This window comes from Streptomyces chumphonensis (assembly GCF_014779715.1).
GTDB classification, from domain to species: domain Bacteria; phylum Actinomycetota; class Actinomycetes; order Streptomycetales; family Streptomycetaceae; genus Streptomyces; species Streptomyces chumphonensis.
Genome location: NZ_JACXYU010000011.1, coordinates 156,014 through 180,871 on the forward strand (window position 1 = coordinate 156,014; position 24,858 = coordinate 180,871).

Sequence of the window (24,858 nt, forward strand, 5' to 3'; positions counted from 1 at the left end):
GCCGCGACCGGCACGGTGCGCCATCCCATCACGCGGACGGCGCGGGCCCGTCGGCGGGGCGCGGCGACGTCCCGTGCCCGGCTCCCGGGGACCCGACCGCCCCTGCGGGTCACTCGACGACGTGGTGGCCTTCGGGGAGGGCCGGGCACGAGGAACGGAACGCGCAGTGCGCGCAGTGCCGTCCGGGGTCGGGCGAGAACCGTTCGTCCAGGACGCGTCCGGCGGCGGTGGCCAGGAGGTCCCCGATCCACTCCCCCGCCGGATCGGCGGACAGGGGTTCCTGTCGCTGGACGGCGGGGAGCGCGTCGCCGCCCTCCTTCTTCGGCGCGCCGACGCGCAGGTGGACGAGTTCGGCGCCCCCCGCCTCCAGGGCCGGGTCGCCCTCGCGCAGCGCGAGCTGGTAGACGGCGAGTTGGGGGTGGCGTTCGACGTCGGCGGTGGAGGGCTTGTTGCGTCCGGTCTTGAAGTCGACGACGTAGACCCGGCCCTCGGCGTCCTCCTCCACCCGGTCGATGCTGCCGCGCACCCTGATCCGCACGGCACCGTCCGCGCCGTCGAAACCGTCCGAGCCGTCCGAGCCGACGGGCAGCGTGACGTCGAAGGTCTGCTCGGTGGCGAGCGGGCGACGGCCGGAGCGGTCCAGGACGTGCCAGCGCAGGAAGCGTTCCAACGCGGCACGCGCGTTGTCCTTCTCCTGCCGCGACTTCCAGGGCGCCTCGAAGGCGAGGGCGTCCCAGACCGAGTCGAGCCGTTCGAGGAGCACGCCGAGGTCGGCCGGGGTCGTTCCGGAGGCGACCTCGTCGGCCAGGACGTGCAGGACGTTGCCGAAGCCCTGCGCCGTGCTGGCCGGCGCGTCGGCCTTCACCTCCCGGCCCAGGAACCACTGGAGGGAGCACTCCGTGGCCAGCTGGCCGACCGAGCTGCCGGACAGGGCGACCGGCAGGCGCGGGTCGCGCAGCGGGGCGGCGGACCGGGTGGGTTCGGCCAGCCCCCACCAGCGCTGGGGGTGGGCGGCGGGCACCAGGGCGTGGCCGTCGTCGTCGCGCAGGGCGGCGAGGCGGGCGAGCCGACGGGCGGCGGCCTCCCGCAGGGCGGGGCCGGCGGCGGGGTCGACGGTGGTGGCGCGCAGCTCCGCGACGAGCCCGGCGACGGAGAGCGGGCGTGGCGGCCGCCCGGCGACGTCCCGGGGGGTGACGCCGAGCTCGGCGAGGAACCGGGACGGCTGGTCGCCCTCCTCGGTGGCGCTCTTCACGGCGGTCACCACCAGGCGGTCCCGGGCCCGGGTCGCGGCCACGTAGAACAGTCGCCGTTCCTCGGCCAGCAGGGCACCGGGCGGGAGCGGCTCGGCGAGACCGTCCCGTCCGATGCGGTCGGCCTCCAGGAGGGAACCGCGGCGGCGCAGGTCGGGCCAGAGTCCTTCCTGCACGGTGGCGACGACGACGAGCCGCCATTCCAGGCCCTTGCTGCGGTGGGCCGTCATGAGGCGGACGGCGTCGGGGCGCGCGGCCCGGCCGGCGAGGGTGTCGGCGGCGATGTCCTGGGCGTCCAGCTCGGCCAGGAAGTTCAGGGCGCCCCGGCCTCCGCTGCGTTCCTCGGCGCGGGCGGCGGCGGCGAAGAGGGCGCAGACGGCGTCCAGATCACGGTCGGCGTTGCGTCCGGCGGCGCCGCCGCGTCGGGCGGCGCGTTCGAGCCGGTCGGGCCAGGTGGTGCCGTTCCACAGCTCCCACAGCGCCTCCTCGGCGGTGCCGCCCCCGGCCAGCAGCTCGCGGGCCTTGCGCAGGAGCAGACCGAGGTTCTGCGCGCCGCGCGCGTGGGCGGGGTCGTGGGCGACCAGGCGTTGCGGTTCGGCGAGCGCCCGCGCGAGGAGCTCGTCGGAGGGCCGGGGCACGGCGCTGCCGGCGGCGCGCTCCTCCTCGCGCAGCGCGCGGCCGAGGCGGCGGAGGTCGGCGGCGTCCATGCCGCCGAGGGGGGAGGCGAGCAGGGTGAGCGCGGTCTCCGTGTCCAGCCAGGCCCCGGCGCGCTCCGGTCCGTCCGGGGGGTCAGGGGTGCCGGGTGGGGCGTCCGCCGCACCGGCGACCGCGCGCAGGGCGGTCAGCAGGGGCGTCACCGCCGGTTCGCGGCGCAGCGGCAGGTCGTCGCCGGAGACGTCGACGGGCACCCCGGCGGAGGTGAGCGCGCGGCGCAGGACGGGCAGGGCCGCCCCGGCGCGTACCAGCACCGCCATCTCCCCCCAGGGGACGCCGTCCTCCAGGTGGGCGCGGCGCAGCAGGTCGGCGATGTTGTCGGTCTCGGCCCCCGGCGTGGGGTAGGTGTACGCCTCGACCCGGCCGCCGGAGCGCTGCGGCCGGGGTTCGCGGTGCGCCCGGACGGCGTCGGCGGGGAGGCGGGGCAGCGGCATCCGGCGGGTGAGGTGCCGGGTGGCGGCCAGCAGATCGCCTCCGGAGCGGCGGTTGGTGCGCAGCACGGTCGTCCGGGCGCCGGGGAAGGCGTCGGCGAAGTCGAGGATGCCGTTCACGTCGGCGCCCCGGAAGGCGTAGATGGACTGGTCGGGGTCGCCGAACGCCACCAGGGGACGGGCCGCGCCGGGCGGCCCGGCGAGGGCTTTGAGGAGCCGCACCTGGGCCGCGTCGGTGTCCTGGTACTCGTCGACGTACACCGCGTCGTAGGCGCCGGACAGGAACTCGGCGGCGCCGTCCGGCCCGGTGCGTTCGGCCAGGAGCACGGCGCGGTGGACGAGCTCGGCGTAGTCCAGCACGCCCTGGAGGTCCATGACGTCGAGGTACTCGGCGAGGAAGGCGGCGGCGGCCGACCAGTCGGGTCGGCCGGTGCGGGCGGCGAAGGCGGCCAGTTCGCCGGGGCCGAGGCCCAGCTCGCGACTGCGGGCGAGGACCGCGCGCACCTCGTCGGCGAAGCCCCGGGTCGTGAGGCAGGCGCGCAGTTCGCGGGGCCAGTCGATGCGCGGAACCCCTCCCTCCGCGTGTCCCGCCAACAGGTCGCGGATGTGGAGATCCTGTTCCGGTCCGGAGAGCAGCCGGACCGGCTCGGCGAAGTGTTCGGCATCCTGGTGGGCGCGCACCAGGGCGTAGCAGTAGGAGTGGAACGTCGTGGCCTGCGGGGCGGTGCCGCCCATCCGGGCGGCCATGCGGTCCCGCAGCTCGACGGCCGCCTTGCGGCTGAAGGTCAGCACCAGGACGCGCTCGGGGCGCACGCCCCGGCGCACCCGTTCGGCGACGGCTTCGACCAGGGTCGTCGTCTTGCCGGTGCCGGGGCCCGCCAGGACGAGCAGGGGGCCCCGGTCGTGGTCAACCACAGCCCGCTGCCCTGCGTCCAAGGCAGGGAGACGCGCCCGATCCGGCGGCGTGCGTACCAGCCGGTAGGTATCGGACATCTGGGGGGAACTCACGTGGATCGCCGGCCTCGGGGTCTGTGCTGGATGGTGCAGACGGTACGCGAGCGGACCGCCGGGCCGCAGTGCGTCTCCGCACTACCCCGAACGGCACGCCCGCCCCGGGGGACGCCGCACGATGACGGAAGCTGGACAGTGTGAACGGCCAGGAGCACCGCAGCCGCCGGGAGACCCGGTACGGCGCCCGGAACGTCCCGGTGCCGGGGCGCGTGCCGCCGTCAGGAGCCGTCCGGCCCGCCCGGCCCGGCCCAGCGGGCCCGGCGCAGGTCGAGCCGGGGCCCGCCGCCCGCGCCCGCCGGGCGCAGCGGCGTGCCCTCGTCGCGGTAGTGGCCCAGCGCCCGCTCCTCGCTGCCGCGCAGCAGGACGCCGTCGGCCCGCACGACGCGCCACCACGGGACGCCGCCGCCGTACAGGGCCATCACCCGGCCCACCTGGCGCGGCCCGCCGACCCGGGGTATCGCGCCGGACCGCCCGGCGTCGGCCGCGCGCTCCCCGGCGTCCTCCCGCAGCCACCGCGCCACGTCCCCGTACGTCAGGACGCGCCCGGCCGGGATCAGCTCGGCGACCTCCAGCACCCGTTCCGCGTAGTCAGGCAGCTCTCCCATGGGGGCCATCGTGCCGTACGCCTCGGACACGCCGGGCGGGCGGAACGTCGGAAAGATCACAGGACCGCCCGTCATCGCCCCCTGCTGCACGCGCCTGTCTGCGGCCCGTGCCACCATCGTCCGGGCGGTGACGCGTGATACGGGATCGAGAAGAGCACTCCGGACGTCAGCCGGGCGGGCCCCCTCCCCAGGAGGAGGGCCGCCGGGCCGGCGCGGTGCGTCCCGAGCCCGCCTCGGCCGGGCCGGATGACGACGGTCCGGCTCCCCGCCCCGGCACGGACCACGAGGCCGCCGCCGGGCCGCCCCGCCGGACGCGCGGCGGCCCCGGCGACCTGCGGGACCTGCTGCGCCGCATCGCGGGCGGCCCCGCCCACCCGGACTCCGACGTGTCCGAGCAGCTCGACGGCGACGAGCCGCTGCTGTCGGCCCGCGTCCACCGGCCGTCGGACCTGCTGCGCCTGCTGCTCGGCGCGGTCGGCATCGCCGTCGTGCTCGCCATCGCCTACTTCGCCCATGCCACGACGGCCGGGATCGAGCAGGACATCGACAAGGGCGCGGGCCAGGCGCCGCCGCTGGTCATCAGCATCACGGGGGTGGTCTCCAGCATCGCCGTCCTGATCGTGCCCGTGGCCTTCGCCATCGAACGGCTGATCAAGCGGGACGGGCTGCGCATCGCCGACGGTGTGCTGGCGGCCGTGCTCGCCCACGGCGTCTCGCTCGCCGTGGCGCTGTGGATCGCCGAGGCCGCGCCCGCACCGATCCAGGAGGCGTTCACCAAGTCGGCCCCCGGCGGGGGGCTGACCGACCCGGTGCACAACTACCTCGGGCCGGTGATCGCCTACATGACGGCGGTCGGCATGGCCCGCAGGCCGCGCTGGCGGGTGCTGCTGTGGGTGGTGCTGCTCGCCGACGCCCTCTCCGTGCTGATCAGCGGCTACACGACCTCCATGGCCATCGTCCTGACGGTGCTCATCGGCTGGAGCGTCGCCTACGGCACCGTCTACGCCGTGGGCTCGCCCAACGTGCGCCCGACCGGGCAGAACCTGCTGGCCGGCCTGCGGCGCGTCGGGTTCGCGCCGGTGAGCGCGGTGCGTGCCGAGGACGGGCAGGCCGACCACGACCGGGGCCGCCGCTACATCGTCGCCCTGGAGGACGGGCCGCCCCTGGACGTCACGATCGTCGACCGGGAGCAGCAGGCCCACGGCTACTTCTACCGGGCGTGGCGACGCCTCTTCCTGCGCGGCATCACCCAGCGGCGCAGCCTCCAGTCCCTGCGGCAGGCCCTGGAGCAGGAGGCGCTGCTGGCCTACGCGGCCATCGCGGCGGGGGCCAACGCGCCGAAGCTCATCGCCACCTCCGAGCTGGGGCCCGACGCGGTGATGCTCGTCTACGAGCACATCGGCGGTCGTCCGCTCGACGCGGTGCCGGACGCGGAGGTCACCGACGGGCTGATGGAGGCGGCGTGGCTGCAGGTGCGCGCGCTCCAGTCGCGCCGCATCGCCCACCGCAGGCTCAGCGGGGACGCGCTCCTGGTGGATCACTCCGACGCCGTGTTCCTGACCGACCTGCGGGTCGGGGAGATCGCGGCCGGTGACATCAGCCTGCGCATGGACGTCGCCCAGCTCCTGACCACCTTCGGTCTGCGCGTCGGGGCCGAACGCTCGGTGCGGGCCGCCGTGGACGTCCTCGGTCCGGACGCCGTGGCCGACAGCCTGCCGCTGCTGCAACCCCTCGCGCTCAGCCGGGGCACGCGGCACACCCTGCGCCGGCTCGCGAAGGAGCGCGCGGAGCGCGAGCGCGAGCGGGTCCTGGAAGCCGCGAAGGCGCACCGCGAGGCGCGGGAGGCCCGGGCGGCGGAGTCCGCCGACCGGCCGCACCCGGCGACGGCCGCCCGCGCCGAGCAGGCGGAGCACGTCCGGGTCGAGGAGTCCGAGCGGGAAGCCGTCGAACGGGTGGTGGAGGAGGAACGGGAGGAGGACCTCCTCGCGCAGATCCGCGAGGAGGTGCTGCGCATACGGCCGCAGGCCCCGGTGGCCCCCGTGCAGCTGCAACGGATCCGGCCGCGCACCCTGGTGAGCTTCATCGCCGGGGCGCTCGGCGCCTACTTCCTGCTGCCGCAGCTCGCCCACGACAGCGTCGGCGACATGATCACCGAGGCGCACTGGGGCTGGGTGCTGTTCGCCGTGGCCGCCGCCGCCACGAGCTACGTCGGCGCGGCGCTGAGCCTGCTCGGCTTCGTGCCCGAGAAGGTGCCGTTCCTGCGGACGGTGTGGGCGCAGGTCGCCGGCTCCTTCGTCAAGCTCGTCGCCCCGGCGGCGATCGGCGGTGTCGCGCTCAACACGCGCTTCCTCCAGCGGGCCGGGGTGCGGCCGGGGTACGCGGTCGCCAGCGTGGGCGCGTCCCAGCTGTTCGCCCTCGGGATCCACGTGCTGCTGCTGCTGACCTTCGGGTACATCACGGGGAAGGAGCAGGCCCCCTCCATCCCCCCCTCCCGCACGGTCATCGCGGGGTTGCTGACGGTCGCCGTCCTGGTGCTCATCGTGTCCGCGATCCCGCCGCTGCGGCAGTTCGTCGGCACCCGGGTGCGGGCCCTGTTCGCGGGCGTCGTGCCGCGCATGCTGGACGTCGCCCAGCGTCCGACGAAGCTGGCCAGCGGGATCGGCGGCATGCTGCTGCTGACCCTGGCCTTCGTGCTGTGTCTGGACGCCTCGGTGCGCGCCTTCGGCGGCGAGGTCAGCTTCGCCATGGTGGCCGTCGTCTTCCTCGCCGGGAACGCCCTCGGCTCGGCGGCACCCACCCCCGGTGGCGTGGGCGCGGTGGAGGGCGCGCTGATCGTCGGCCTCACCGCGCTGGGCGGGCTCCCGGAAGGAACGGCCATCTCGGCCGTGCTGCTCTACCGGCTGCTGACGTTCTGGCTGCCCGTGCTGCCCGGCTGGCTCGCCTTCACCCGGCTCACCGCCCGCAAGGCGCTCTGACCGACCGCTCCGGGTCGCCCGCGGGGGCGCGGCCGCCGGTCACCCGGTCGGGTCCGCACAACGGGCGGCGCCCGCGACGACGCGCTGACGATGGCAGTCCCGACCCTGGGAGCAGCCATGCCAGCAGCCGTCCGCCGGGGTGGCGCCCTCGCCGCCGCCGCTCTGCTCACCGTGGGCCTGACGGCCACGGCCGGGTGCGCGGGGAACACCGGTGCGCGGGACGAGCGCGCCGAGCCGCAGGCCGTGGGGCAGCCGCCGAGCCCGCCCCCGACGCCGGACCTGCCGTCCTCCCTGACGGAGCAGGAACTGACCTGGCGCGCCTGTCCGGCCGCCCCGGAGTACGGAGCGGGCGGCCCGCCGCAGCCGCCGGAACCGATGCCGGACGGCACGCAGTGGCGGTGCGCGTCGATGAAGGCACCGCTCGACTACGACGAGCCGGACGGCACGACGATCGACGTCGCCCTGGTCCGCGCCCGCAGCCGGGCGGAGGGCGACGAGCGGATCGGCTCGCTGATCTTCAACTTCGGCGGCCCGGGCGGTTCCGGTGTGACGACGCTGCCCGTCTCCGGCGCCGACTTCGCGACCCTCCAGGAGCGGTACGACCTGGTGAGCTTCGACCCGCGCGGTGTCGCGCGCACGGCCCCCGTCCGCTGCCTGTCGGACCGCGAGCTGGACGCCTACCACCAGGAGGCGACCGTTCCGACGAGCCGGGCCGAGGGCGAGGAGTACCTCGACGAGCAGACCGCCTACGCGCAGGCGTGCGAGAGCGACTCCGGCGGTGTCCTGCCCCATGTGCGCACGATGGACACCGCCCGCGACATGGACCTGATGCGCGAGGTCCTGGGCGACGACACGCTGCACTACTTCGGCGTCTCCTACGGCACGGAGCTGGGCGGCGTCTACGCGCACCTCTACCCGGAGAACGTCGGCCGGGCCGTCTTCGACGCCGTGGTGGACCCGACGCTGGACCCGGCGGAGTCCGGTCTCAACCAGACCAAGGGCTTCCAGCTCGCCCTCACCAACTTCCTGAAGGCCTGCGACGAGGACGGGGAGTGCCCGATCGGCGACACCCCCGCCCAGGGCGAGCAGGCGATCGTCGATCTGCTGGAGCGGCTGGAGGAGCAACCCCTGCCCACCGCCGACCCCGACGGGCGCGAGCTGAACGCCTCCCTCGCCTCCGCCGGCATCGCGCTCTCCCTGTACTCGCAGGATTTCTGGCCGATCCTCACCGAAGCACTCCAGGACGCGGTGGACGACGACGACGGCACCCTGCTGCTGCGGCTGAGCGACCTGCTCAACGGCCGCCGCGACGACGGCACGTACGACAACAGCCAGGCGGCGCTGACGGCGATCAGCTGCGCCGACGCCGAGCCGCGCTACACGCTGGACGACGTGCGGGAGTGGCTGCCGCGGTTCCGCGAGGCCTCCCCCGTCTTCGGCGAGACGGCCGCCTGGGGCCTGGTGTCCTGCCACGACTGGCCGGTCGAGGGCGTCTGGGAGCACCCCGTGGTCAGCGCGCCGGATGCGGCACCCATCCTGCTGATCGGCACGACGGGAGACCCGGCGACGCCGTACGAGGGGGCCGAGCGCATGGCGGAGCAGCTCGGTGGGGAGGCCGTGGTGCTGACGTACCGGGGCGAGGGGCACGGGGCGTACAACGGCGGCGACCCGTGCGTGCGCAAGGAGGTCGACGCGTACCTGCTGGAGGGTGAGGTCCCCGAGCCGGACGCGGAGTGCGGCGGGGCCTGACGGCCGCCGCCCGCGCCCGCGTGGAGGGGCCCGGAACCAGACGTTCCGGGACCCTCCGACCCGCGGGTCTGACCGCCGCTCCGCGGCGGACGGAGGGGACGGAACTTAGTAGACCGGCTTCTGTGGCTCGATCTGGTGCACCCACCCGATGACGCCGCTGCCGACGTGGACGGCGTCGGCGAAGCCTGCGTTCTTCAGGACCGCGAGGACTTCCGCGGAGCGGACACCCGTCTTGCAGTGCAGGACGATCCTCTTGTCCTGCGGGAGGTCCTGGAGGGCGCCCCCCATGAGGAAGTCGTTCTTGGGGATCAGCCGGGCACCGGGGATGGAGACGATCTCGTACTCGTTCGGCTCGCGCACATCGATGATGTCGATGTTCTCGCCCTCGTCGATCCACTCCTTGAGCTGCTTCGGCGTGATCGTCGAGCCGGCGGCGGCCTCCTGGGCCTCGTCGGAGACGACGCCGCAGAACGCCTCGTAGTCGATGAGCTCGGTGACCGTCGGGTTCTCGCCGCACACCGCGCAGTCCGGGTCCTTGCGGACCTTGACCTGGCGGTACGTCATCTCCAGGGCGTCGTAGATCATCAGCCGGCCGACCAGCGGGTCACCGATGCCCGCGAGGAGTTTGATGGCCTCGTTGACCTGGATGGAACCGATGGAGGCGCAGAGCACGCCCAGCACGCCGCCCTCGGCGCAGGAGGGCACCATGCCCGGCGGCGGGGGCTCGGGGTACAGGCAGCGGTAGCAGGGGCCGTGCTCGCTCCAGAAGACCGACGCCTGACCGTCGAAACGGTAGATGGAGCCCCAGACGTACGGCTTGTTCAGCAGCACGCAGGCGTCGTTGACCAGGTAGCGGGTCGCGAAGTTGTCGGTACCGTCGACGATCAGGTCGTACTGGGCGAACAGCTCCATGACGTTCGTCGAGTCGAGCCGCTCCTTGTGCAGGTTGACCTGCACGTACGGGTTGATCCCGAGGACGGTGTCCCGGGCGGAGTCCGCCTTGGACCGGCCGATGTCGGCCTGGCTGTGGATGATCTGGCGCTGCAGGTTCGACTCGTCGACCTCGTCGAACTCCACGACGCCGAGCGTGCCCACCCCCGCGGCGGCGAGGTACATCAGGGCGGGCGAGCCGAGACCGCCGGCGCCCACGCACAGCACCTTGGCGTTCTTCAGCCGCTTCTGCCCCTCCATCCCGACGTCCGGGATGATCAGGTGGCGGGAGTACCGGCGGACCTCGTCGACGGTGAGCTCGGCAGCCGGCTCGACCAGCGGTGGCAGCGACACGGAGACCTCAGCTTGGGTGGTCGGAACGTACGGTTGTTCTCTCCGTAACACTGCCACGCGCTATCTCATTCCGAGATGGCCGGTCCGGTCCGCGAGACGATGTCGTCCCAGTAGCCGGGCAGCGTCTCGAACGGATCGGTGCCGCAGCCCCGGGGGGACTCCGCCGGGCCCCTCCCACCGGGGCCGCGCCCGCCGCGCGGCCGGCCGGTGGCGTCCGTCACGTAGACGGTCCCGGCCCCCTGCCACCGGGCGAGGCGCAGGGCCTCCTCCAGGTGGCCGCGCGGGACGCCGTGGACGAGGTGGCAGAACCGCGAGGCCGGATGGTCGGCCGTCCACTCCGGGGCCTGCGACCAGCGGTAGTCGGCCCACCGCCCCCGGAACGTGACGAGCTGCTCGGCGATGGCCGCGTAGCCCGGGTCCGGGTGCGTGTCGTGGCCGAGCACCAGATGGAGGGCGGGGTGCCCGTGCCGCGCCCCGAGCCCGCGCAGCGCGGTGACGGCTGCGGTCGCGGCCGGGAGCGTGACCGCACCGGCGGGCGCGCGGTCCAGGTAGAAGCCGCTCACGCCGTACCAGTCGAGGAAGCGCGCGGCGTCCGTCAGCAGCTCGGGGCCGGAGCGGACACCCCGGCGCAGGTCCAGATGGCCGAGCAGGGGCACGCCGGAGGCCCGCAGCCGGGCCGCCGCCGCGAGGCAGTACGGGTCCGGGCGGGCTCCCGCGCCGCCCGTGACCGGCACCCGCAGCACCGCCCAGTGCACCGGGGCGCCCGGGCGGGCCAGCTCGGCCCACTCCACCGGTGCCACCAGCGGATGGGCGTACCCCGGTACGCCCAGGCCCAGCCACCCGGCCGTCCGGGCCGCGGGCGGCGGAGAGGGCCTCAGATCCGACACGCGGCCTCCATCCAGATGTCCGCGAGCGACTCCTCCAGCCCGATCCGGGGCCGCCAGCCGAGGCGGTCCCGGGCGGTCCTGACGTCGGCCTGCTGCCAGGCGCCGCAGCCGTCCGGGTAGGGGGGCTGGACGTGGCCGGTGCCCAGGTGGGGCTCGTCCAGCTCCAGTACCGAACCGGCGTATCCGGCCACCCGTACCAGCATTCCGGCGGCGTCCCGCAGCCGGACGGCCCGCCCGGTACCGATGTTGACGACGCCCTGGGCGGCGGAGAGGGACGCGGCGTGCACGGCGCGGGCCACGTCCCGCACGTCGACGAAGTCCCGCTGCACGCCGAGCCCGGAGAGCTTCAGCTCGTGGTCGCCGTGCTGCATGGCGCGCCGCATGGCCTCGGCGAGGCGCCCGAGCGGCGAACCGGCGGGCGTCCCCGGACCGGCCGGGGAGAACACGCGCAGCACGATGGCGTCGAGCCCCGAGCCGAGGACGAGCTCGGTCGCGGCGAGCTTGCTGACGCCGTAGTGGCCGCCGGGCCGGGGCATCGCGTCCTCGGCCGTCGAGGAGCCGGGCTGGGAGGGACCATACTCGGCCGCGCACCCGACGTGCACGAGCCGCGCGGTGCACCCACTGCGGCGCAGGGCCTCGCACACGGTCGCCGTGCCGACGGTGTTGTGCCGCAGCAGGTCGCGGGCGCTGCCCCGGATGGCGCCGGCGCAGTTGACGACGACGCCGGGGTGGACGGCGTCCAGGAAGCGGGTGAGCGCCCCCGGGCTGCCGCTGGACAGATCGAACCGGACGTCGGAGTCGTCGCGGCGGCCGAGCGCGGTGAGCTGGACGGCCGGGTCGGCGAGCAGGCGGTCGGCCACGTAGCGGCCGAGGAAGCCGTTGGCCCCGAGCAGCAGCACCCTCATCGTGCTTCCTCCCCCGGTAGGCGCGGAAGGCCGGCGGCGTGCGACACGGTCATCGGTGGGGCTCCTTGTGGACGAGGGTGGTCGGGGGTCTCGGGCGGCCGGACGGTCGGCGGGGGCGCCGCGCGACGGGCCGGTACGGGCACGGCGGCCGGGGTCGCGGCCTCCGGGCGGAAGGCGCCCCGCAGCGGATGGTGGGCGGCCGCGCCGGTCAGGTGGGTGACGGCCGGGGCGAGGAGGCACACCCACGCCAGGCCGCAGGCGGCGGCCTGCACCACGGCCGGGCCGCCGGTGTCGACCGCCCGGCGCAGTGGCGCGTCGATCGCGTCGAGGCCGGGCAGGTCCGCGGCGGCGGCCCAGCCGAGGGCGAGGGCCTGCACGGCGCAGGCCACCGCGAGCCCGAGGGCCGCCGGGCGGGGGAAGCCGTGCGCGGCCAGCAGCACCGCAGTGAAGAGGAGCAGGCCCGTGGCGGTGACGGCGGCGGTCCCGGCCAGGAGGTGCGCGTCCGGGCCGCCGACGCCGAGGGGCGCGCCGGTCAGCGCGTACCGGGCGGCGGCCTGGATCGCCAGGAGGGCCAGGCAGCACAGGGCGAGGATCCCGGCCAGCAGGGGACGGGCACGCGCGGCGAAGGCCCCCAGGCTCCGGCTGACCGCCAGCCGGTGCCGGGCCCCGGTCGCGAAGCGGTGCACGCACCAGGCGGCGGGCGCGACCGCGAAGGCCAGCGTCAGCGCGACCCAGCGGGGCGCGGGACGCAGCAGCGCCCCGCCGTCGAGGAGGGCGCCCAGGAGCCCGTCGCCGAGCAGCGCGTAACCCAGCAGCCAGACCCCCGCCAGGACCGGCGGCCACCCGAGCGGCACGCCCCGCAGCGCCGTCCGCAGGACCGCGCGCAGGACGCCCGCGACGAGCAGGGCGGCGAGGAGGGCGGCGGGCCACCGCAGCGAGGCGGGCAGCTGCGCGGGCAGGGGTGCGGGGAGGGCGAGGGCGCACAGCGTTCCCGGCAGGAGGGTCAGCGCCGCGCGCACTACGGTGCGCACCCCCTTCGGGCCCGGCGTCCGCGGCCACCGGGTCCGGCGGCCGGCCCTGCGGGGCCGGTCCGCCTTCGGCGGAGCGGGCGGCTCCAGCCGGGCCGAGCGGGCGAACAGCTCCTCGGCCAGGCCGAAGACGTCCCGGTGCCGGTAGCGGGCGGCGGCGCGGTCGTTGATCCCGTGCGCCTCCAGCGCGGCGGCGATCTCCAGCGGGTCGACGGCCCGCGCGCACAGCTCCCGGTGCTGGTGCAGCAGTGGCCGCACCGGATCGGCGGGCTCCCGCCGGACGGGGGCCCGTTCCTCGGCGCGGGGTGCCCCGGCGGCGGGCCGTTCCCGGCGTCGGGGCGTGGCACCGAGGGCCGCCGAGGACCGCTCGTTCCAGGCGCCGGGGCTCTGCGGGGCGCGCGGCTCGTACTCCACGGTACTCATCGGCCGCCCCCGCCCGCTCCGACCCGCGGCCCGGGGCCGACCGGTTCGCCGGGGCCCCGGGCCGGGCGGGCCCAGCTCGGCCGTCCGACCGGGGCCGGGGACGTCCGGGTGTGCGGCACGGCGGGCTCCCCCGCGCCGGCCGGCGCCGCCTCGGGTCCGAGGCGGCCGGACGCCCAGCGCACCGCCACGTGGGCCTCGGCGGGCCGCGCGAAGGGGTGGGCCCGGCCGCCGGACGTTCCCCGCCCCGCGCGGCGGCGCGCGATCAGCTCCAGGTACATCCCGTGGAAGGCCTCCAGGTTCTGTTCGACGGTGAACAGCTCCAGCGCGCGGGCGCGGGCGGCGGCGCCGAGGCGGGCCCGCCGGGCGGGGTCGCGGAGCAGTTGGAGGCAGGCGTCCGCCAGGGCGCGGGGGTTGCGCGGGGGCAGGACGAGGCCGGTGCCGCCGATGACCTCGCAGACGGCCCCGGCGTCCGTGGAGACGGTCGCGCGACCGCTGAACATCGCCTCCACCAGGGAGACGGGGAACCCTTCCACCGCGCTGGAGAGCACGACGACGGCGGCCCTGGCGTAGGCGTCGGCGAGTCGGGGGACCTCGGGTGATCCCACCTCGGTGAAGGTGACCGGGTTCGTCCCCACGCTGCGGGCGTCGCGCGCCTCGTCCGGGAAGAGCTGGGCGGCGAGGACGCGGCAGTGGGCGGCGTACGCGGGGTCGTCGGCCGGGCCGGAGCCGACGAGGAGCAGCCGGGCCCGGGGCTCGACGCGGCGTACCTCGGCGAACGCGTGCAGCAGTGCCACCACGTCCTTGGCCGGCTCGACGCGTCCCGTCCACACCAGCGTGGGCGCCGGGTCGGCCACGCCGTCGTCCTCGGCGACGGCGGTGAACGGCCTGCTCTCCATGCCGGGGTAGACGGTGCGCAGCTTGTGCCGCTCGGCGCCGCAGCGCTCCTGCCAGCGCCGGGCGTGGGCGTTGCCGGGCGTGATCACCTCGGCGCACCGGTACGCCTCGGCCGCGAGCCGGGCCTGGAAGGAGGCGAGCAGGGAGCGGACCGGGGCGGCGGACGCGGCGGGCGGCACGTCCCGGGCGGACCGCCGGGCCGCGCCGACGGCTCCGAGGTAGTGCTCGCGCACCCGCACCCCGTACTCGGTCAGGAGCAGCGGCGTGCCGACCCGGTGCCGGACGAGGAGCCCGGGCAGGGCCGCGGGCCCGGCGCCGACGGCGTGGCAGAGGTCGGCCGCGGTGAGCGCCGCGTCGCCGCCGCTCCCGCCGGGGCCGGGGCCGTACCAGTCGAGCGAGAGGGGGCGCAGGGCGCGTTCGAGCCGTTCGACGACGGCGAGCAGGTCCGGGACGGAGGCGGAGCGCGCGGAGCGCAGCGCTCCGGGGGCCCGGCAGGCGGACTCCAGAAGCCGGACCGCCTGCTCCGAGCGCAGGGCGGCGGGCAGCCTGCCGTGTTCGCGGGCGAGGTCGCCGAGCCCGTAGAGGCCGGTGGCGAAACGGTCCGCCTGTGGTTCCTCGGCGCACACGGCGGCGGCCAGTTCGGCGAAGTGCGCCGCGAACAGCGCGCGGGCGCGCCGTCCGTAGCCACGGCGCTCGCCGGGGCGTCCGACGGCGGGCGGACCCCACAGCCGGGCCGTCCGCACCTCCCGCACGGTCGGCGGCAGGGCGCACCGGGCGCCCTCGTCCTGACGACGGCTGCGGCTGAGCGCGTACACCGTGAACTCGTGGCCGCCGAGGCCCTGGACCAGCCGTCCGCACCAGGCGGCCGACTCGCCGCGCGCGTACGGGTAACCGCCCTCGGTGAGGAGCGCGATCCGCATGGCGTCACCCCCGTTCTTCTCCTGTACCGGCGCAACGGGACGACGCTATGCGGGGGATACGGGGGGATGATGGACGGTTGTCCGCTCTACCACCGGAAGGGGTGAACTACCGTGACCTTCCGCCGGTGCGGACGTTCGACCCCTGATAAGGGAGGCCCGGTCGACGCGCCCCGGGAGGTGGGCGGAGCCCGGCCGACGGCCTCAACCCTCGGGATGCGGCCACGCGTTGGGACGGCAGGTCGCCGAGCCCGAACTGAGCGTCTTCGTCTGCTGCATCATCACCGGAGCGAGGTCGCCGTCCTTCGCGCAGCCCACATGGCCGAGCCCGAGCCGGTGCCCGACCTCGTGGTTGATGAGCATCTCCCGGTACTCGCGGACGAGGTCGGGGCCGTAGGTCGGCGACCCCTCGCCCCAGCGGTAGGCGTTGATCATGATGCGTTCCGTGGACGCCGAGTCGCACGAGACGTTGTCGACCGTCGTGTCCAGACCCGACTTGGCGCACCACTCGGCCGTCGTCCCGGGGCTGGCCAGCGTCATGACGAAGTCGGCCTCGCCCTCGTCGACCCGCTCGAAGCTGTAGCGGCCCTCGTGGCTCCAGCTGCGCTCGTCGGTCAGGGTGGTGTGGACGGCGCGGGCGAACAGCTCCGGGTCCAGGCCGAGGTCGTCCTCCACCTCCACCCGGTAGGTCAGCTCCGTGCCCCGGCCGGCGCCCGGCTCCGTGCCGGGCACGACGGTGAAGCTGCCCGGACCGCTCAGGTCGGGGTCGACGGGCGTCGCCGTGGCGAGCTGCTCCTCGTACGTCGGCTCCGGCGGCGCGTCCTGGCCGGACCCGTCCTGCTCCGCTTCCCGCTCCGCGGGTTCCCCGGCGCGCTCCTCGCCGTCCGCCGCCCGGGTGACGGTTCCCCCCACCGTGCCGTCCTGGCCCAGGACGAGGAGGGTCGTGGCGGCGGTGACGGCCGCCGCGCACAGGCCGGTGAACATCCGCAGCCTTCCGGTGGCGCCGGGGACACCGGCGCCACCGGTGCCGGGGCGCTCGCGGCCGGGAGGCGGAGGGTCGGCGGGGGAACCGGCCGCGGGAGCGGCGCTCTCGGGGGAAGCGGTGGCGCGGCGGGAGCCGGTCGGCTCGTCCGCCTTCTCGACGGCGGCGCCGTCCGGCGCGTCGAAGGCCGCCACGTACTCCGACCGGGGCCCGGGGACCGTCGGCCGGGCCGGCGCGGGGGCGGGCGGGCCGACGGGCCGCTCCGACGCCGCCGGAGCCTCGGCCGGTGAGCGCGGCCCGGGGACGGACGCGGGGACGGACGGCGTGGGCGGCGGGTCGGCCGTGGCCCCTCGGGCACGACGGGGGCGGCTGTGTCGTCCCACGCGGCGTTCAGCTCCTGTCCGGCTCGGTCGTGCTGCCGTCCCGCGTCTCGGCCAGGAACCGGCGGACGGCCGCGGCCACCTCCTGGGGGTACTCCATCATCGCCACGTGCCCGGCGCTGGGCAGGGTCACCAGCCGGGAGTCCCGGAAGGCGCGGTGCGCCTTGCGGGCCATGCGGAAGGAGACCAGCCGGTCCCGTCCGCCGTAGACCAGCAGGGTGGGGGCGAGGACGCGTTCGGCCTGGCGCCAGAGCGAGTGCTGACCGCCGAGAGTGTAGGCGTCGACGACGCCGCGCGCCGAACGGGCCAGACTGTCCCAGAAGTGCGGCAGCCGCAGCCGCCGCTCGAACTCGGCGGCGGCCTCGGCGAGGTTCTCCTCCGTGGCCCGGGCGGGATCGCCGTAGCAGAGGTTCAGCAGCGCCCGGGTGCGCTGCTCGGCGGTCATGCCGCGGGAGAGCCGGCGATACCCCTGGACGACGCCCGGCACCGCCAGCAGTGCCGTCGGCAGGGCGGTGCGCTGCGGACGCAGCTCCGGTAGGGCCGGGGAGACGAGGGTCAGGGTGCGGACGAGGTCGGGACGGGCGGCCGCGACGCGGGTGGTGACGGCGCCGCCGAGGGAGTTGCCGAAGAGGTGCACCGGGCCGTGCCCGGCGGCGTCGAGGTAGCGGACGACCGCGCGGGCGTGGGCGGCCACGGTGTAGCGGTTGTCCTCGGGCGGGGGCGACCAGCCGAAGCCCGGCAGGTCGAGGGCGTCGCCCCGGACGTCCCCGGCGAGCTCCGTCATGAGTGCCGTCCAGTTCAGCGAGGAGCCGCCGAGGCCGTGGACGAAGAGGGCGGGGGGAGCGTCCTCGCGGGCCGGCGCGGGCGTCGAACGCACGGCGAGCGTGAGCCCGGGCAGGGAGACGGTCCGCGGTGGCCGCCCCGGTGAGCCGCCGGCCGCGGGAGCCGTCGGCTCGCGGTGCTGTGCGGCGGTCCGTACGTGCGGCTGGTCGGGAGAAACCATGCAAGGCATGTTACGACTCGATCACGCCAGCGATCACGTGTTCGGAGTCACAGATTCCCCATGGTGCGCCACGAGCGCCCCGTGCGGCTCCCCGGCCCCGGAGGCACCGCCGACGGAGCCGTCTCGCGCCGCCGTCCTCCTCACCCTAGGCTCGTGTGGGAAACCAGCACCGGGGTAGACACGCCGGGGTGAAGGGGTGGCGTTGCGCCAGCGGACCCCCAGCAGAACCCATCGAACCGGAGACCTTCGAGGACACCGTGAACGACGAAGACATCCGCCCCACCACGGACGAGCCCGGTACCGAGACGCCCGAGGCCGACGCGGCCGAGCAGCGCACCGAGGTCGGCGCGCCTCAGGACGGCCCCTCCGCCCCGACGATCCCCGACGACGTGAACCCCGCCGACGCCGCCGAGCAGGCCCGCGTCGTCGAGCTCGACGAGGACGACTACCGGTGACCGACCCGAGCGGGCCGGTCCTGACCGCCCGCCGCTTACCGAATCGGGACATAACCGGTCTCAGTCGGGCACCCCGTGTCCAGAAAGTGAAAATGTGCGCCCGCGACGCGCGCGTCCCGGTTACCCGAAAGTACGATGACGGATGCGGCGCATCTTCGCGTCCGGAACGAGCCAGGGAGGCGGCGTGACAGCCATGGAGCAGACCGAGGCACGCCCGCGGGGCACGCGCCTGCCGCGGCGGGCGCGGCGCAACCAGCTGCTGGGTGCCGCGCAGGAAGTGTTCGTGGCGCAGGGCTACCACGCCGCCGCGATGGACGACATCGCCGACCGTGCCGGGGTCAGCAAGCCGGTGCTCTACCAGCACTTCCCCGGCAAGCTGGACCTCTACATGGCGCTGCTCGACCAGCACTGTGAGGCCCTGTTGCAGGCCGTCCGCGAGGCGCTGGGGTCCACGACCGACAACAAGTACCGGGTGGCGGCCACGATGGACGCCTACTTCACGTTCGTCGAGAACGAGGGCGGGGCGTTCCGGCTCGTCTTCGAGTCGGACCTGACGAACGAGCCGGCGGTGCGCGAGCGGGTCGACCGGGTGAGCCTGGAGTGCGCGGAGGCGGTCAGCGCCGTCATCGCCGAGGACACCAAGCAGCCGCAGGACCAGGCGATGCTGCTCGCGGTCGGACTGTGCGGCATGGCCCAGATCACCGCGCGGTACTGGCTCGGGGCGGGGCAGCCCATTCCCAAGGACGCCGCCGCCTCGTTGATCTCCTCCCTCGCCTGGCGCGGCATCGCCGGCTTCCCGATGCAGGACTGACGGCCCCGGAGGGCGTCCCCGACGGGCGCCGCCGTCGCCCCGCGTGTTCGCTGCGGGCGTTGCGGCCCGGCGAATGCCGGACGCCCGGCCGGGCTAGGGTGAGGACACAGTGCGCGGTCGCCCGCGCAGCAAGTGAGCGTGTCGGAAGGGTCGAAGGGACATAGCGTGGAGGTCAGGATCGGCGTGCTGCACACGCCTCGCGAGATCACCCTGGAGAGCCGGCAGAGCGCGGAGGACATCGAGAGCACCGTGGCCGACGCCCTGGCCGGCAAGTCGGGGCTCCTGAGCCTGGAGGACGAGCACGGCCGCAAGGTGCTCGTCCCCTCGGACCGGCTCGCCTACGTGGACATCGGCGACCCGACGGCCCGCCGCGTGGGCTTCGGCACCGTCTGAGCCGTTCGGGGGCGCCGCACGAGCGGTGTTCCCACGGGCGCGGCCCCGCACGACCAGGGCGCACCCACGGCGTACGAGCGCACGGCAAACGGCGGTCGGGAGGAAGTCCTCCCGACCGCCGTTTGCCGTGTCCGCCGGAAAGGAAGAGTAAGAGCGGAACCGTCCCGTCACATTCCGTCGGCTCGGAGGTGCTCATGCTCGGGGAAGCGCTCGGCTCCGCACTCCTCGGTCTCGTCGTGGCCTGCGCCGCGTTGCGCGGCTTCCCGCGCCGCTTCGCGAACGCCCCCCTGGTGCTGGCCACCGGCACCGTGGCGGCCGCCGTGGGCGGCCTGGTCACCCGGGCGGTCGTCGGCCCGGGGCACCTGGCCGTATCGCTCCTGCTCGGCGCGGGGGCGGCCGCCGTCCTGGTCTCCCTGCTGCTGGACGGCCACCGGCGCGTCTACCCGCGCCCGTCCCTGGGCGGCCAGCAGCGGTAGGCCCCCCAGGGGCGGCAGGGCGCTCGGGCGGCGGCAGGGCCTACGCGGCGAGGCCGAGCGCGGCCATGCGCTTGGTGTGCGCCTCGGTGATGCGGGAGAACATCCGTCCGACCTCCGCCAGGTCGAAGCCCGCGGCGGCGCCGCCCACCAGCATCGTCGACAGCGCGTCCCGCTCGGCCACGACCCGCTGGGCCTGGGAGAGCGCCTCGCCCATCAGCCTCCGGGCCCACAGGGCCAGCCGCCCGCCCACCCGGGGGTCGGCCTCGATCGCCGCCCGCACGCGGTCCACGGCGAAGCTGGAGTGCCCGGTGTCGTCCAACACGCCGAGCACCAGGTCCCGGGTGTCGGTGTCCAGCCGTACCGCCACCTCGCGGTAGAAGTCCGAGGCGATGGAGTCGCCGACGTACGCCTTGATCAGACCCTCCAGCCAGTCCGAGGGCGCGGTCTGGCGGTGGAACTCGTCCAGCGAGGACACGAACGGCCTCATCGCGTCCGTCGGGTCGACGTCGATCTGGAGGAGCCGCTCCCGCAGCGTGTCGAAGTGGTGGAACTCCGCCGCGGCCATCGCGGCCAGCTCTCCCTTGTCGGTCAGGGTGGGGGCGAGCTTGGCGTCCTCCGCGAGCCGCTCGAAGGCCGCCAGCTCTCCGTAGGCGAGGGCGCCGAGCAGGTCGACGACCGCCGCACGGTACTGCGGGTCGGCGGACGCCCGCACCCAGTCCCGGGCTGCGGTTCCGGACTCGGGCTGCGGCGGGGTGGCGGAGGTCTCAGACGTTCCCATGCGGGGCACAATAGCCGTCCTCACCTGGTGCGTAAGTGGTGAGGGCGCGTCCACCGGGGGGCGGCCTCCCCCCGGGCCGGGGATCGCACCCGGTACACCTGCGTGGTTTCGCGGTACAGTGATATAGAGCCCGACGGACCACCGGCGGGCCTGTGCATGAGCGCCGGTGCATGCGAGACTGCACGGCACATGTACGAAAAGCCGTGTGCCGCGTTCCAGGCGGCGCGCGGCACGGTATGCAGCACCCACACCGGGAAGCCTCCCGGAAGCGGATGCCCGGTCGGTAGCACGATCGGCTCCGACCAGACCGCCCTCCGCACTGTGAGGGGCCGCTCGCGCGAGATGAGCGCTTGAGCGAGAGCTAGTGGTCCTGCGCCGCGCGCGATGAACGACGCGGACGTGGTACGACCCGCCTCGCCGCCTTGTGTCGCGTCTCATGGAAGAGGCAAGCTCCTGTCCACCACGACTTTCCGCGAACTCGGAATCCTCCCCGAGACCGCCGAGGCCCTTGAGGCCGTCGGCATCGTCACCGCCTTCCCCATCCAGGAGATGACGCTCCCCGTCGCCCTCGGCGGCGGTGACGTCATCGGCCAGGCCAAGACCGGCACCGGCAAGACGCTCGGCTTCGGACTCCCGGTCCTGGAGACCGTGACCGTCCCCGCCGACGTCGAGGCCGGCCGCGCCACGCCCGAACAGCTCACCGACGCCCCGCAGGCGCTCGTGGTCGTTCCGACCCGTGAGCTGTGCCAGCAGGTGACCAACGACCTGCTCACCGCCGGCAAGGCACGCAACGTGCGGGTCCTGGCCATCTACGGCGGACGGGCCTACGAGCCGCAGGTCGAGGCGCTGCGCAAGGGCGTCGACGTCGTCGTCGGCACCCCGGGCCGGCTGCTCGACCTCGCCGGTCAGCGCAAGCTGGACCTCAAGCACATCCGGGCCCTCGTCCTGGACGAGGCCGACGAGATGCTCGACCTGGGCTTCCTGCCCGACGTCGAGAAGATCATCCAGCAGCTTCCGGCGAAGCGGCAGACGATGCTCTTCTCCGCGACGATGCCCGGCCAGGTCATCTCGCTGGCCCGCCGCTACATGTCGCAGCCCACGCACATCAGCGCCACCTCGCCGGACGACGAGGGCGCGACGGTGGCCAACACCACGCAGCACGTCTTCCGCGCGCACTCCATGGACAAGCCGGAGATGGTCGCCCGCATCCTGCAGGCCGAGGGCCGAGGGCTGGCGATGGTCTTCTGCCGCACCAAGCGGACCGCCGCCGACATCGCCGAGCAGCTGAGCCGACGCGGCTTCGCCTCCGGCGCCGTCCACGGCGACCTGGGCCAGGGCGCCCGCGAGCAGGCGCTGCGGGCCTTCCGCAACGGGAAGGTCGACGTCCTCGTCTGCACCGACGTCGCCGCGCGCGGCATCGACGTCGAGGGCGTGACGCACGTCATCAACTACCAGACGCCCGAGGACGAGAAGACGTACCTGCACCGGATCGGCCGCACCGGCCGGGCGGGCGCGTCCGGCACGGCCGTGACCCTCGTCGACTGGGACGACATCCCCCGCTGGCAGCTCATCAACAAGGCGCTGGGTCTGGCGTTCCCCGACCCGGAGGAGACGTACTCCACCTCGCCGCACCTGTACGAGCTGCTCGGCATCCCCGAGGGAACCAAGGGCGTGCTGCCGCGCGCCGAGCGCACGCGGGCCGGTCTCGCGGCCGAGGAGGTCGAGGACCTGGGCGAGCCCGGCGGCGGCCGTCGCGGCCGTGGGCAGAGCCGTACGGCCCCCGCCGAGGAGCGCCCGCAGCGCAGCCGCACGCCGCGTCAGCGCCGACGGACCCGTGGCGGCCGCACGGTGGACGGCGCGGCCCCGGCGGCGCCCGCCGCCGAGGCCGCGTCCTCGGGCGCCCCGGCCGCCTCGGCCCCGGCCGCCTCGGGGGAGGACGGCGCGGCGCGCAAGCCGCGGCGCCGTCGCCGCCGCACCCGTTCGGCCTCGGCCGAGCAGACGGCGGACTGACGCCCCGCCCGCACCACCGCACCGGCCTGTGAGCGCCGGACGGCCCCGGCCGTCCGGCGCTCTCCCGTGTCGGGCCCCCTGCCGGTGGCGGGGTGGGGCCGGGGCGGCGGAGGGGCCGGCGCGTCGGGCCGTTAGCGTCGGGGCATGAGCAAGCCGCCCTTCCTCACGCTGCCGTCCGGAGCCCGCGCCCACCGGCTCGTCACCGCCCGCGGTGCGTTCGCCGTCCACACGTGCGGTCGGCCCCGGCTCGGTACCGCCCTGCTGCTGCCCGGCTTCACCGGCAGCAAGGAGGACTTCGTCGCCCTCCTCGGCCCACTGGCCGACGCGGGTTTCCGCGTCGTCGCGGTGGACGGCCGGGGCCAGTACGAGACCGAGGGCCCTGCGGACGAGGCGGCCTACCGCCTGCCGGAGCTGGCGCGGGACGTCCTCGCCCAGGCCGAGGCGCTGGACGCCGGAGGGGTGCACCTGCTCGGGCACTCGCTCGGCGGCCTCGTCGCCCGGGCGGCGGTGCTGCGCGACGCGTCCCCCTTCCGCTCCCTCACCCTGCTCAGCAGCGGTCCCGCCGCGACCTCCCCGCTCCAGCAGGAGCGGGTCCGGCTGCTCCAGGACGCGCTGCGCACACTGGGCATGGCCGAGGTGTGGGAGCGGATGCGCGCCCTCGACCCGCCGGAGGCGGCCGGGGCCGGTACGCCCCGCGAGGTCACCGCGTTCCTGCGGGAGCGCTGGATGGCCACCGCGCCCGCCCAGCTCATCGCCACCGGCGACATCCTGCTCGGCGAGCCGGACCGGGTCCCGGAGCTGGCGGCCGTGCCGCTGCCCCGGCACGTCGTGACCGGTGCTCTGGACTACGCCTGGCCGGTGCCGCTGCTGGCCGACATGGCGCGCCGGCTGAGCGCCCCGCACACGGTGATCGAGGGCGCCGAGCACTCCCCGAACGCCGAGCGGCCCCGGGAGACGGCCGCCGCACTCGCGGCCTTCTGGACGGACGTCAACCCGTGACGACCTGCCGGACGCCGTTGATGATCTGCTGCACGGCGATCGCCGACAGCAGCATGCCGGACAGCCGCGTCACCAGGACGACGCCGCCCTCCTTGATCAGTCGGACGATGGCCAGCGAGTAGCGCATCGTCAGCCACAGCACGACGTGCATGGCGACGATGGCGCTCCACACCGCCACCTGGCCACCGAGGCCGTCCGCCCGCTGCACGGCGATGATCACCGCGACGATCGCGCCGGGGCCCGCCAGCAGCGGCATGCCCAGCGGCACGAGGGCGACGTTCACCTCCTTGGTCTGCTTCGGCTCGTCGGTCTTGCCGGTCAGGAGGTCCAGCGCGACGAGGAGCAGCAGGAGACCACCGGCGATCATCAGCGCCGGTGTCGACACGTGCAGGTAGTCGAGGATCTGCCGGCCGAAGATGCCGAAGACGGTGATGACCGCGAGGGCGACGGCCGCCGCCTGCCAGGCCATCCGGCGCTGCACCTTCACCGGACGTCCGGAGGTGAGCGCGAGGAAGATCGGCGTGATGCCGGGCGGGTCCATGATGACGAAGAGGGTGAGGAACAGGGAGCCGAAGACGGCGGCGTCGAACATGGTGGTGCCTTGCGGGAGGTGGGGAGGACGGGTCGGGGGCGGCGGGTTCAGGCCGTGAACGGCCGGGCCCCGGAGCCCCGCGCGGCGATCTCGGCGTAGACGTCGGGCGACGTCGTGTGCTCGCCGAGCCGACAGGTCTTGCGGCTGCCGTGGTAGTCGCTGGAACCGGTGGCCAGCAGCCCGAGGTCGGCGGCGAGGCCGTGCAGGTGGGCCCGCGTGGCGGGATCGTGGTCCATGTGGTCGGCCTCGACGCCGTCCAGCCCGGCGGCCGCGAGCTCCGCGACGGCGCTCTCGGGCACGCACGCTCCGCGCTTGACGGCGAGCGGGTGGGCGAAGACGGCGACGCCACCGGCGCCCTTGATGAGCCGGACGGCGTCGAAGGGGTCCAGCTCGTGCTTGTCGACGTGGGCACGGCCGCCGTCGGCCAGCCACTGCGCGGTGAAGGCGGAGGACACGTCCGGTACGACGCCCTGCTCGACCATCGCCGTCGCGATGTGCGGGCGGCCCACCGCGCCGTCCCCCGCGATCCGGGCGACCTGCTCCCAGCTCACGGGCGCGCCCAGCTCCTGGAGCTTCGCCACCATGGCCCGGGCGCGCGGCACCCGGTCGTCGCGGACCAGTTCGCGCTCGCGGGCCAGCTCCGGCTCGTCCGGGTCGAAGAGGTAGGCCAGCATGTGCAGGCCGACCCCGTCCAGGCGGCACGACAGCTCCGCCCCGGTGACGAGCGTCAGGCCGGTGGGGAGGGCCGCGACGGCCTCGTCGTGCCCGGCGACGGTGTCGTGGTCGGTGAGGGCGACGACGTCCAGCCCGGCCCGGGCCGCGTTCCGCACGAGCTGCGCGGGGGTGTCGGTGCCGTCGGAGGCCGTGGAGTGGGTGTGCAGGTCGATCCGCACCGGCACGCTCCGA

20 protein-coding genes are annotated in these 24,858 nt (G+C 75.3%); 8 read left to right on the plus strand and 12 right to left on the minus strand.

Annotation, left to right across the window (positions count from 1 at the left end; genetic code table 11):
• Positions 1–109 precede the first annotated feature (109 nt).
• Together IF129_RS19755 and IF129_RS19760 are read right to left on the minus strand one after the other, a co-directional pair.
• Complete coding sequence (locus tag IF129_RS19755; RefSeq protein WP_191211056.1) at positions 110–3,388, minus strand: ATP-dependent helicase; 3,279 nt, start codon at positions 3,386–3,388, stop codon at positions 110–112.
• Between the two features lie 236 nt (positions 3,389–3,624).
• Positions 3,625–4,011, minus strand: a complete 387-nt coding sequence (locus IF129_RS19760; protein WP_224755251.1) for an MGMT family protein — start codon at positions 4,009–4,011, stop codon at positions 3,625–3,627.
• A gap of 134 nt (positions 4,012–4,145) precedes the next feature.
• Between IF129_RS19760 and IF129_RS19765 the strand changes: the two genes are divergently transcribed.
• Positions 4,146–6,986 (plus strand): lysylphosphatidylglycerol synthase domain-containing protein, encoded by a 2,841-nt coding sequence (locus IF129_RS19765; protein WP_191211058.1) that lies wholly within the window; start codon positions 4,146–4,148, stop codon positions 6,984–6,986.
• 117 nt (positions 6,987–7,103) lie between these two features.
• Complete coding sequence (locus IF129_RS19770; RefSeq protein WP_191211059.1) at positions 7,104–8,735, plus strand: alpha/beta hydrolase; 1,632 nt, start codon at positions 7,104–7,106, stop codon at positions 8,733–8,735.
• Positions 8,736–8,840: 105 nt separating this feature from the next.
• On the opposite strand, the gene moeZ is transcribed toward IF129_RS19770, so the two are convergent.
• The 7 genes from moeZ to IF129_RS19805 all read right to left on the minus strand — a co-directional run bounded on the left by moeZ (position 8,841) and on the right by IF129_RS19805 (position 17,438).
• Complete coding sequence (moeZ, locus tag IF129_RS19775) at positions 8,841–10,019, minus strand: adenylyltransferase/sulfurtransferase MoeZ (RefSeq protein ID WP_191211060.1); 1,179 nt, start codon at positions 10,017–10,019, stop codon at positions 8,841–8,843.
• A 65-nt stretch (positions 10,020–10,084) separates the two neighbouring features.
• On the minus strand, positions 10,085–10,906 hold the full coding sequence (locus IF129_RS19780; RefSeq protein ID WP_318153845.1) for a spherulation-specific family 4 protein: 822 nt from the start codon (positions 10,904–10,906) through the stop codon (positions 10,085–10,087).
• Entirely contained in the window at positions 10,894–11,811 is a 918-nt protein-coding gene (locus IF129_RS19785) for an NAD-dependent epimerase/dehydratase family protein (RefSeq protein WP_191211061.1), read from the minus strand. The genes IF129_RS19780 and IF129_RS19785 overlap by 13 nt, the downstream gene beginning before the upstream one ends.
• Positions 11,808–13,262 (minus strand): hypothetical protein, encoded by a 1,455-nt coding sequence (locus IF129_RS19790; RefSeq protein WP_191211062.1) that lies wholly within the window; start codon positions 13,260–13,262, stop codon positions 11,808–11,810. Before IF129_RS19790 ends, IF129_RS19785 begins: the two co-directional genes overlap by 4 nt.
• Complete coding sequence (locus IF129_RS19795; protein WP_191211063.1) at positions 13,259–15,076, minus strand: DUF3492 domain-containing protein; 1,818 nt, start codon at positions 15,074–15,076, stop codon at positions 13,259–13,261. Before IF129_RS19795 ends, IF129_RS19790 begins: the two co-directional genes overlap by 4 nt.
• A gap of 201 nt (positions 15,077–15,277) precedes the next feature.
• Entirely contained in the window at positions 15,278–16,438 is a 1,161-nt protein-coding gene (locus IF129_RS19800; protein ID WP_318153846.1) for a DUF3152 domain-containing protein, read from the minus strand.
• Between the two features lie 7 nt (positions 16,439–16,445).
• Complete coding sequence (locus IF129_RS19805; RefSeq protein WP_191211064.1) at positions 16,446–17,438, minus strand: alpha/beta fold hydrolase; 993 nt, start codon at positions 17,436–17,438, stop codon at positions 16,446–16,448.
• Positions 17,439–17,695: 257 nt separating this feature from the next.
• On the opposite strand from IF129_RS19805, the gene IF129_RS19810 reads away from it, so the two are divergent.
• The 4 genes from IF129_RS19810 to IF129_RS19825 all read left to right on the plus strand — a co-directional run bounded on the left by IF129_RS19810 (position 17,696) and on the right by IF129_RS19825 (position 19,573).
• Positions 17,696–17,893 (plus strand): hypothetical protein, encoded by a 198-nt coding sequence (locus tag IF129_RS19810; protein WP_318153848.1) that lies wholly within the window; start codon positions 17,696–17,698, stop codon positions 17,891–17,893.
• 184 nt (positions 17,894–18,077) lie between these two features.
• On the plus strand, positions 18,078–18,704 hold the full coding sequence (locus IF129_RS19815) for a TetR/AcrR family transcriptional regulator (protein ID WP_191211065.1): 627 nt from the start codon (positions 18,078–18,080) through the stop codon (positions 18,702–18,704).
• 165 nt (positions 18,705–18,869) lie between these two features.
• The gene (locus tag IF129_RS19820) at positions 18,870–19,097 is read left to right on the plus strand and encodes a DUF3107 domain-containing protein (protein WP_191211066.1); all 228 of its coding nucleotides are present in this window, start codon (positions 18,870–18,872) and stop codon (positions 19,095–19,097) included.
• A 194-nt stretch (positions 19,098–19,291) separates the two neighbouring features.
• Positions 19,292–19,573 carry a hypothetical protein gene (locus tag IF129_RS19825; RefSeq protein WP_191211067.1) on the plus strand — a complete coding sequence of 94 codons (282 nt, stop codon included), beginning with the start codon at positions 19,292–19,294 and terminating at the stop codon, positions 19,571–19,573.
• Positions 19,574–19,613: 40 nt separating this feature from the next.
• Here the strand turns inward: IF129_RS19825 and IF129_RS19830 are convergent, their stop codons facing one another.
• Positions 19,614–20,351, minus strand: a complete 738-nt coding sequence (locus IF129_RS19830) for a ferritin-like fold-containing protein (RefSeq protein WP_191211068.1) — start codon at positions 20,349–20,351, stop codon at positions 19,614–19,616.
• Positions 20,352–20,735: 384 nt separating this feature from the next.
• Between IF129_RS19830 and IF129_RS19835 the strand changes: the two genes are divergently transcribed.
• Both IF129_RS19835 and IF129_RS19840 read left to right on the plus strand, forming a co-directional pair.
• Positions 20,736–22,361: a DEAD/DEAH box helicase gene (locus tag IF129_RS19835; RefSeq protein WP_191211069.1), complete on the plus strand. Its 1,626-nt coding sequence runs from the start codon at positions 20,736–20,738 to the stop codon at positions 22,359–22,361.
• Between the two features lie 144 nt (positions 22,362–22,505).
• On the plus strand, positions 22,506–23,360 hold the full coding sequence (locus IF129_RS19840; protein ID WP_191211070.1) for an alpha/beta fold hydrolase: 855 nt from the start codon (positions 22,506–22,508) through the stop codon (positions 23,358–23,360).
• Here the strand turns inward: IF129_RS19840 and IF129_RS19845 are convergent.
• Together IF129_RS19845 and IF129_RS19850 are read right to left on the minus strand one after the other, a co-directional pair.
• Positions 23,350–23,952 (minus strand): MarC family protein, encoded by a 603-nt coding sequence (locus tag IF129_RS19845; RefSeq protein WP_191211071.1) that lies wholly within the window; start codon positions 23,950–23,952, stop codon positions 23,350–23,352. The genes IF129_RS19840 and IF129_RS19845 overlap by 11 nt on opposite strands.
• 47 nt (positions 23,953–23,999) lie before the next feature.
• On the minus strand, positions 24,000–24,845 hold the full coding sequence (locus tag IF129_RS19850) for a PHP domain-containing protein (RefSeq protein WP_191211110.1): 846 nt from the start codon (positions 24,843–24,845) through the stop codon (positions 24,000–24,002).
• Between the last annotated feature and the right edge of the window lie 13 nt (positions 24,846–24,858).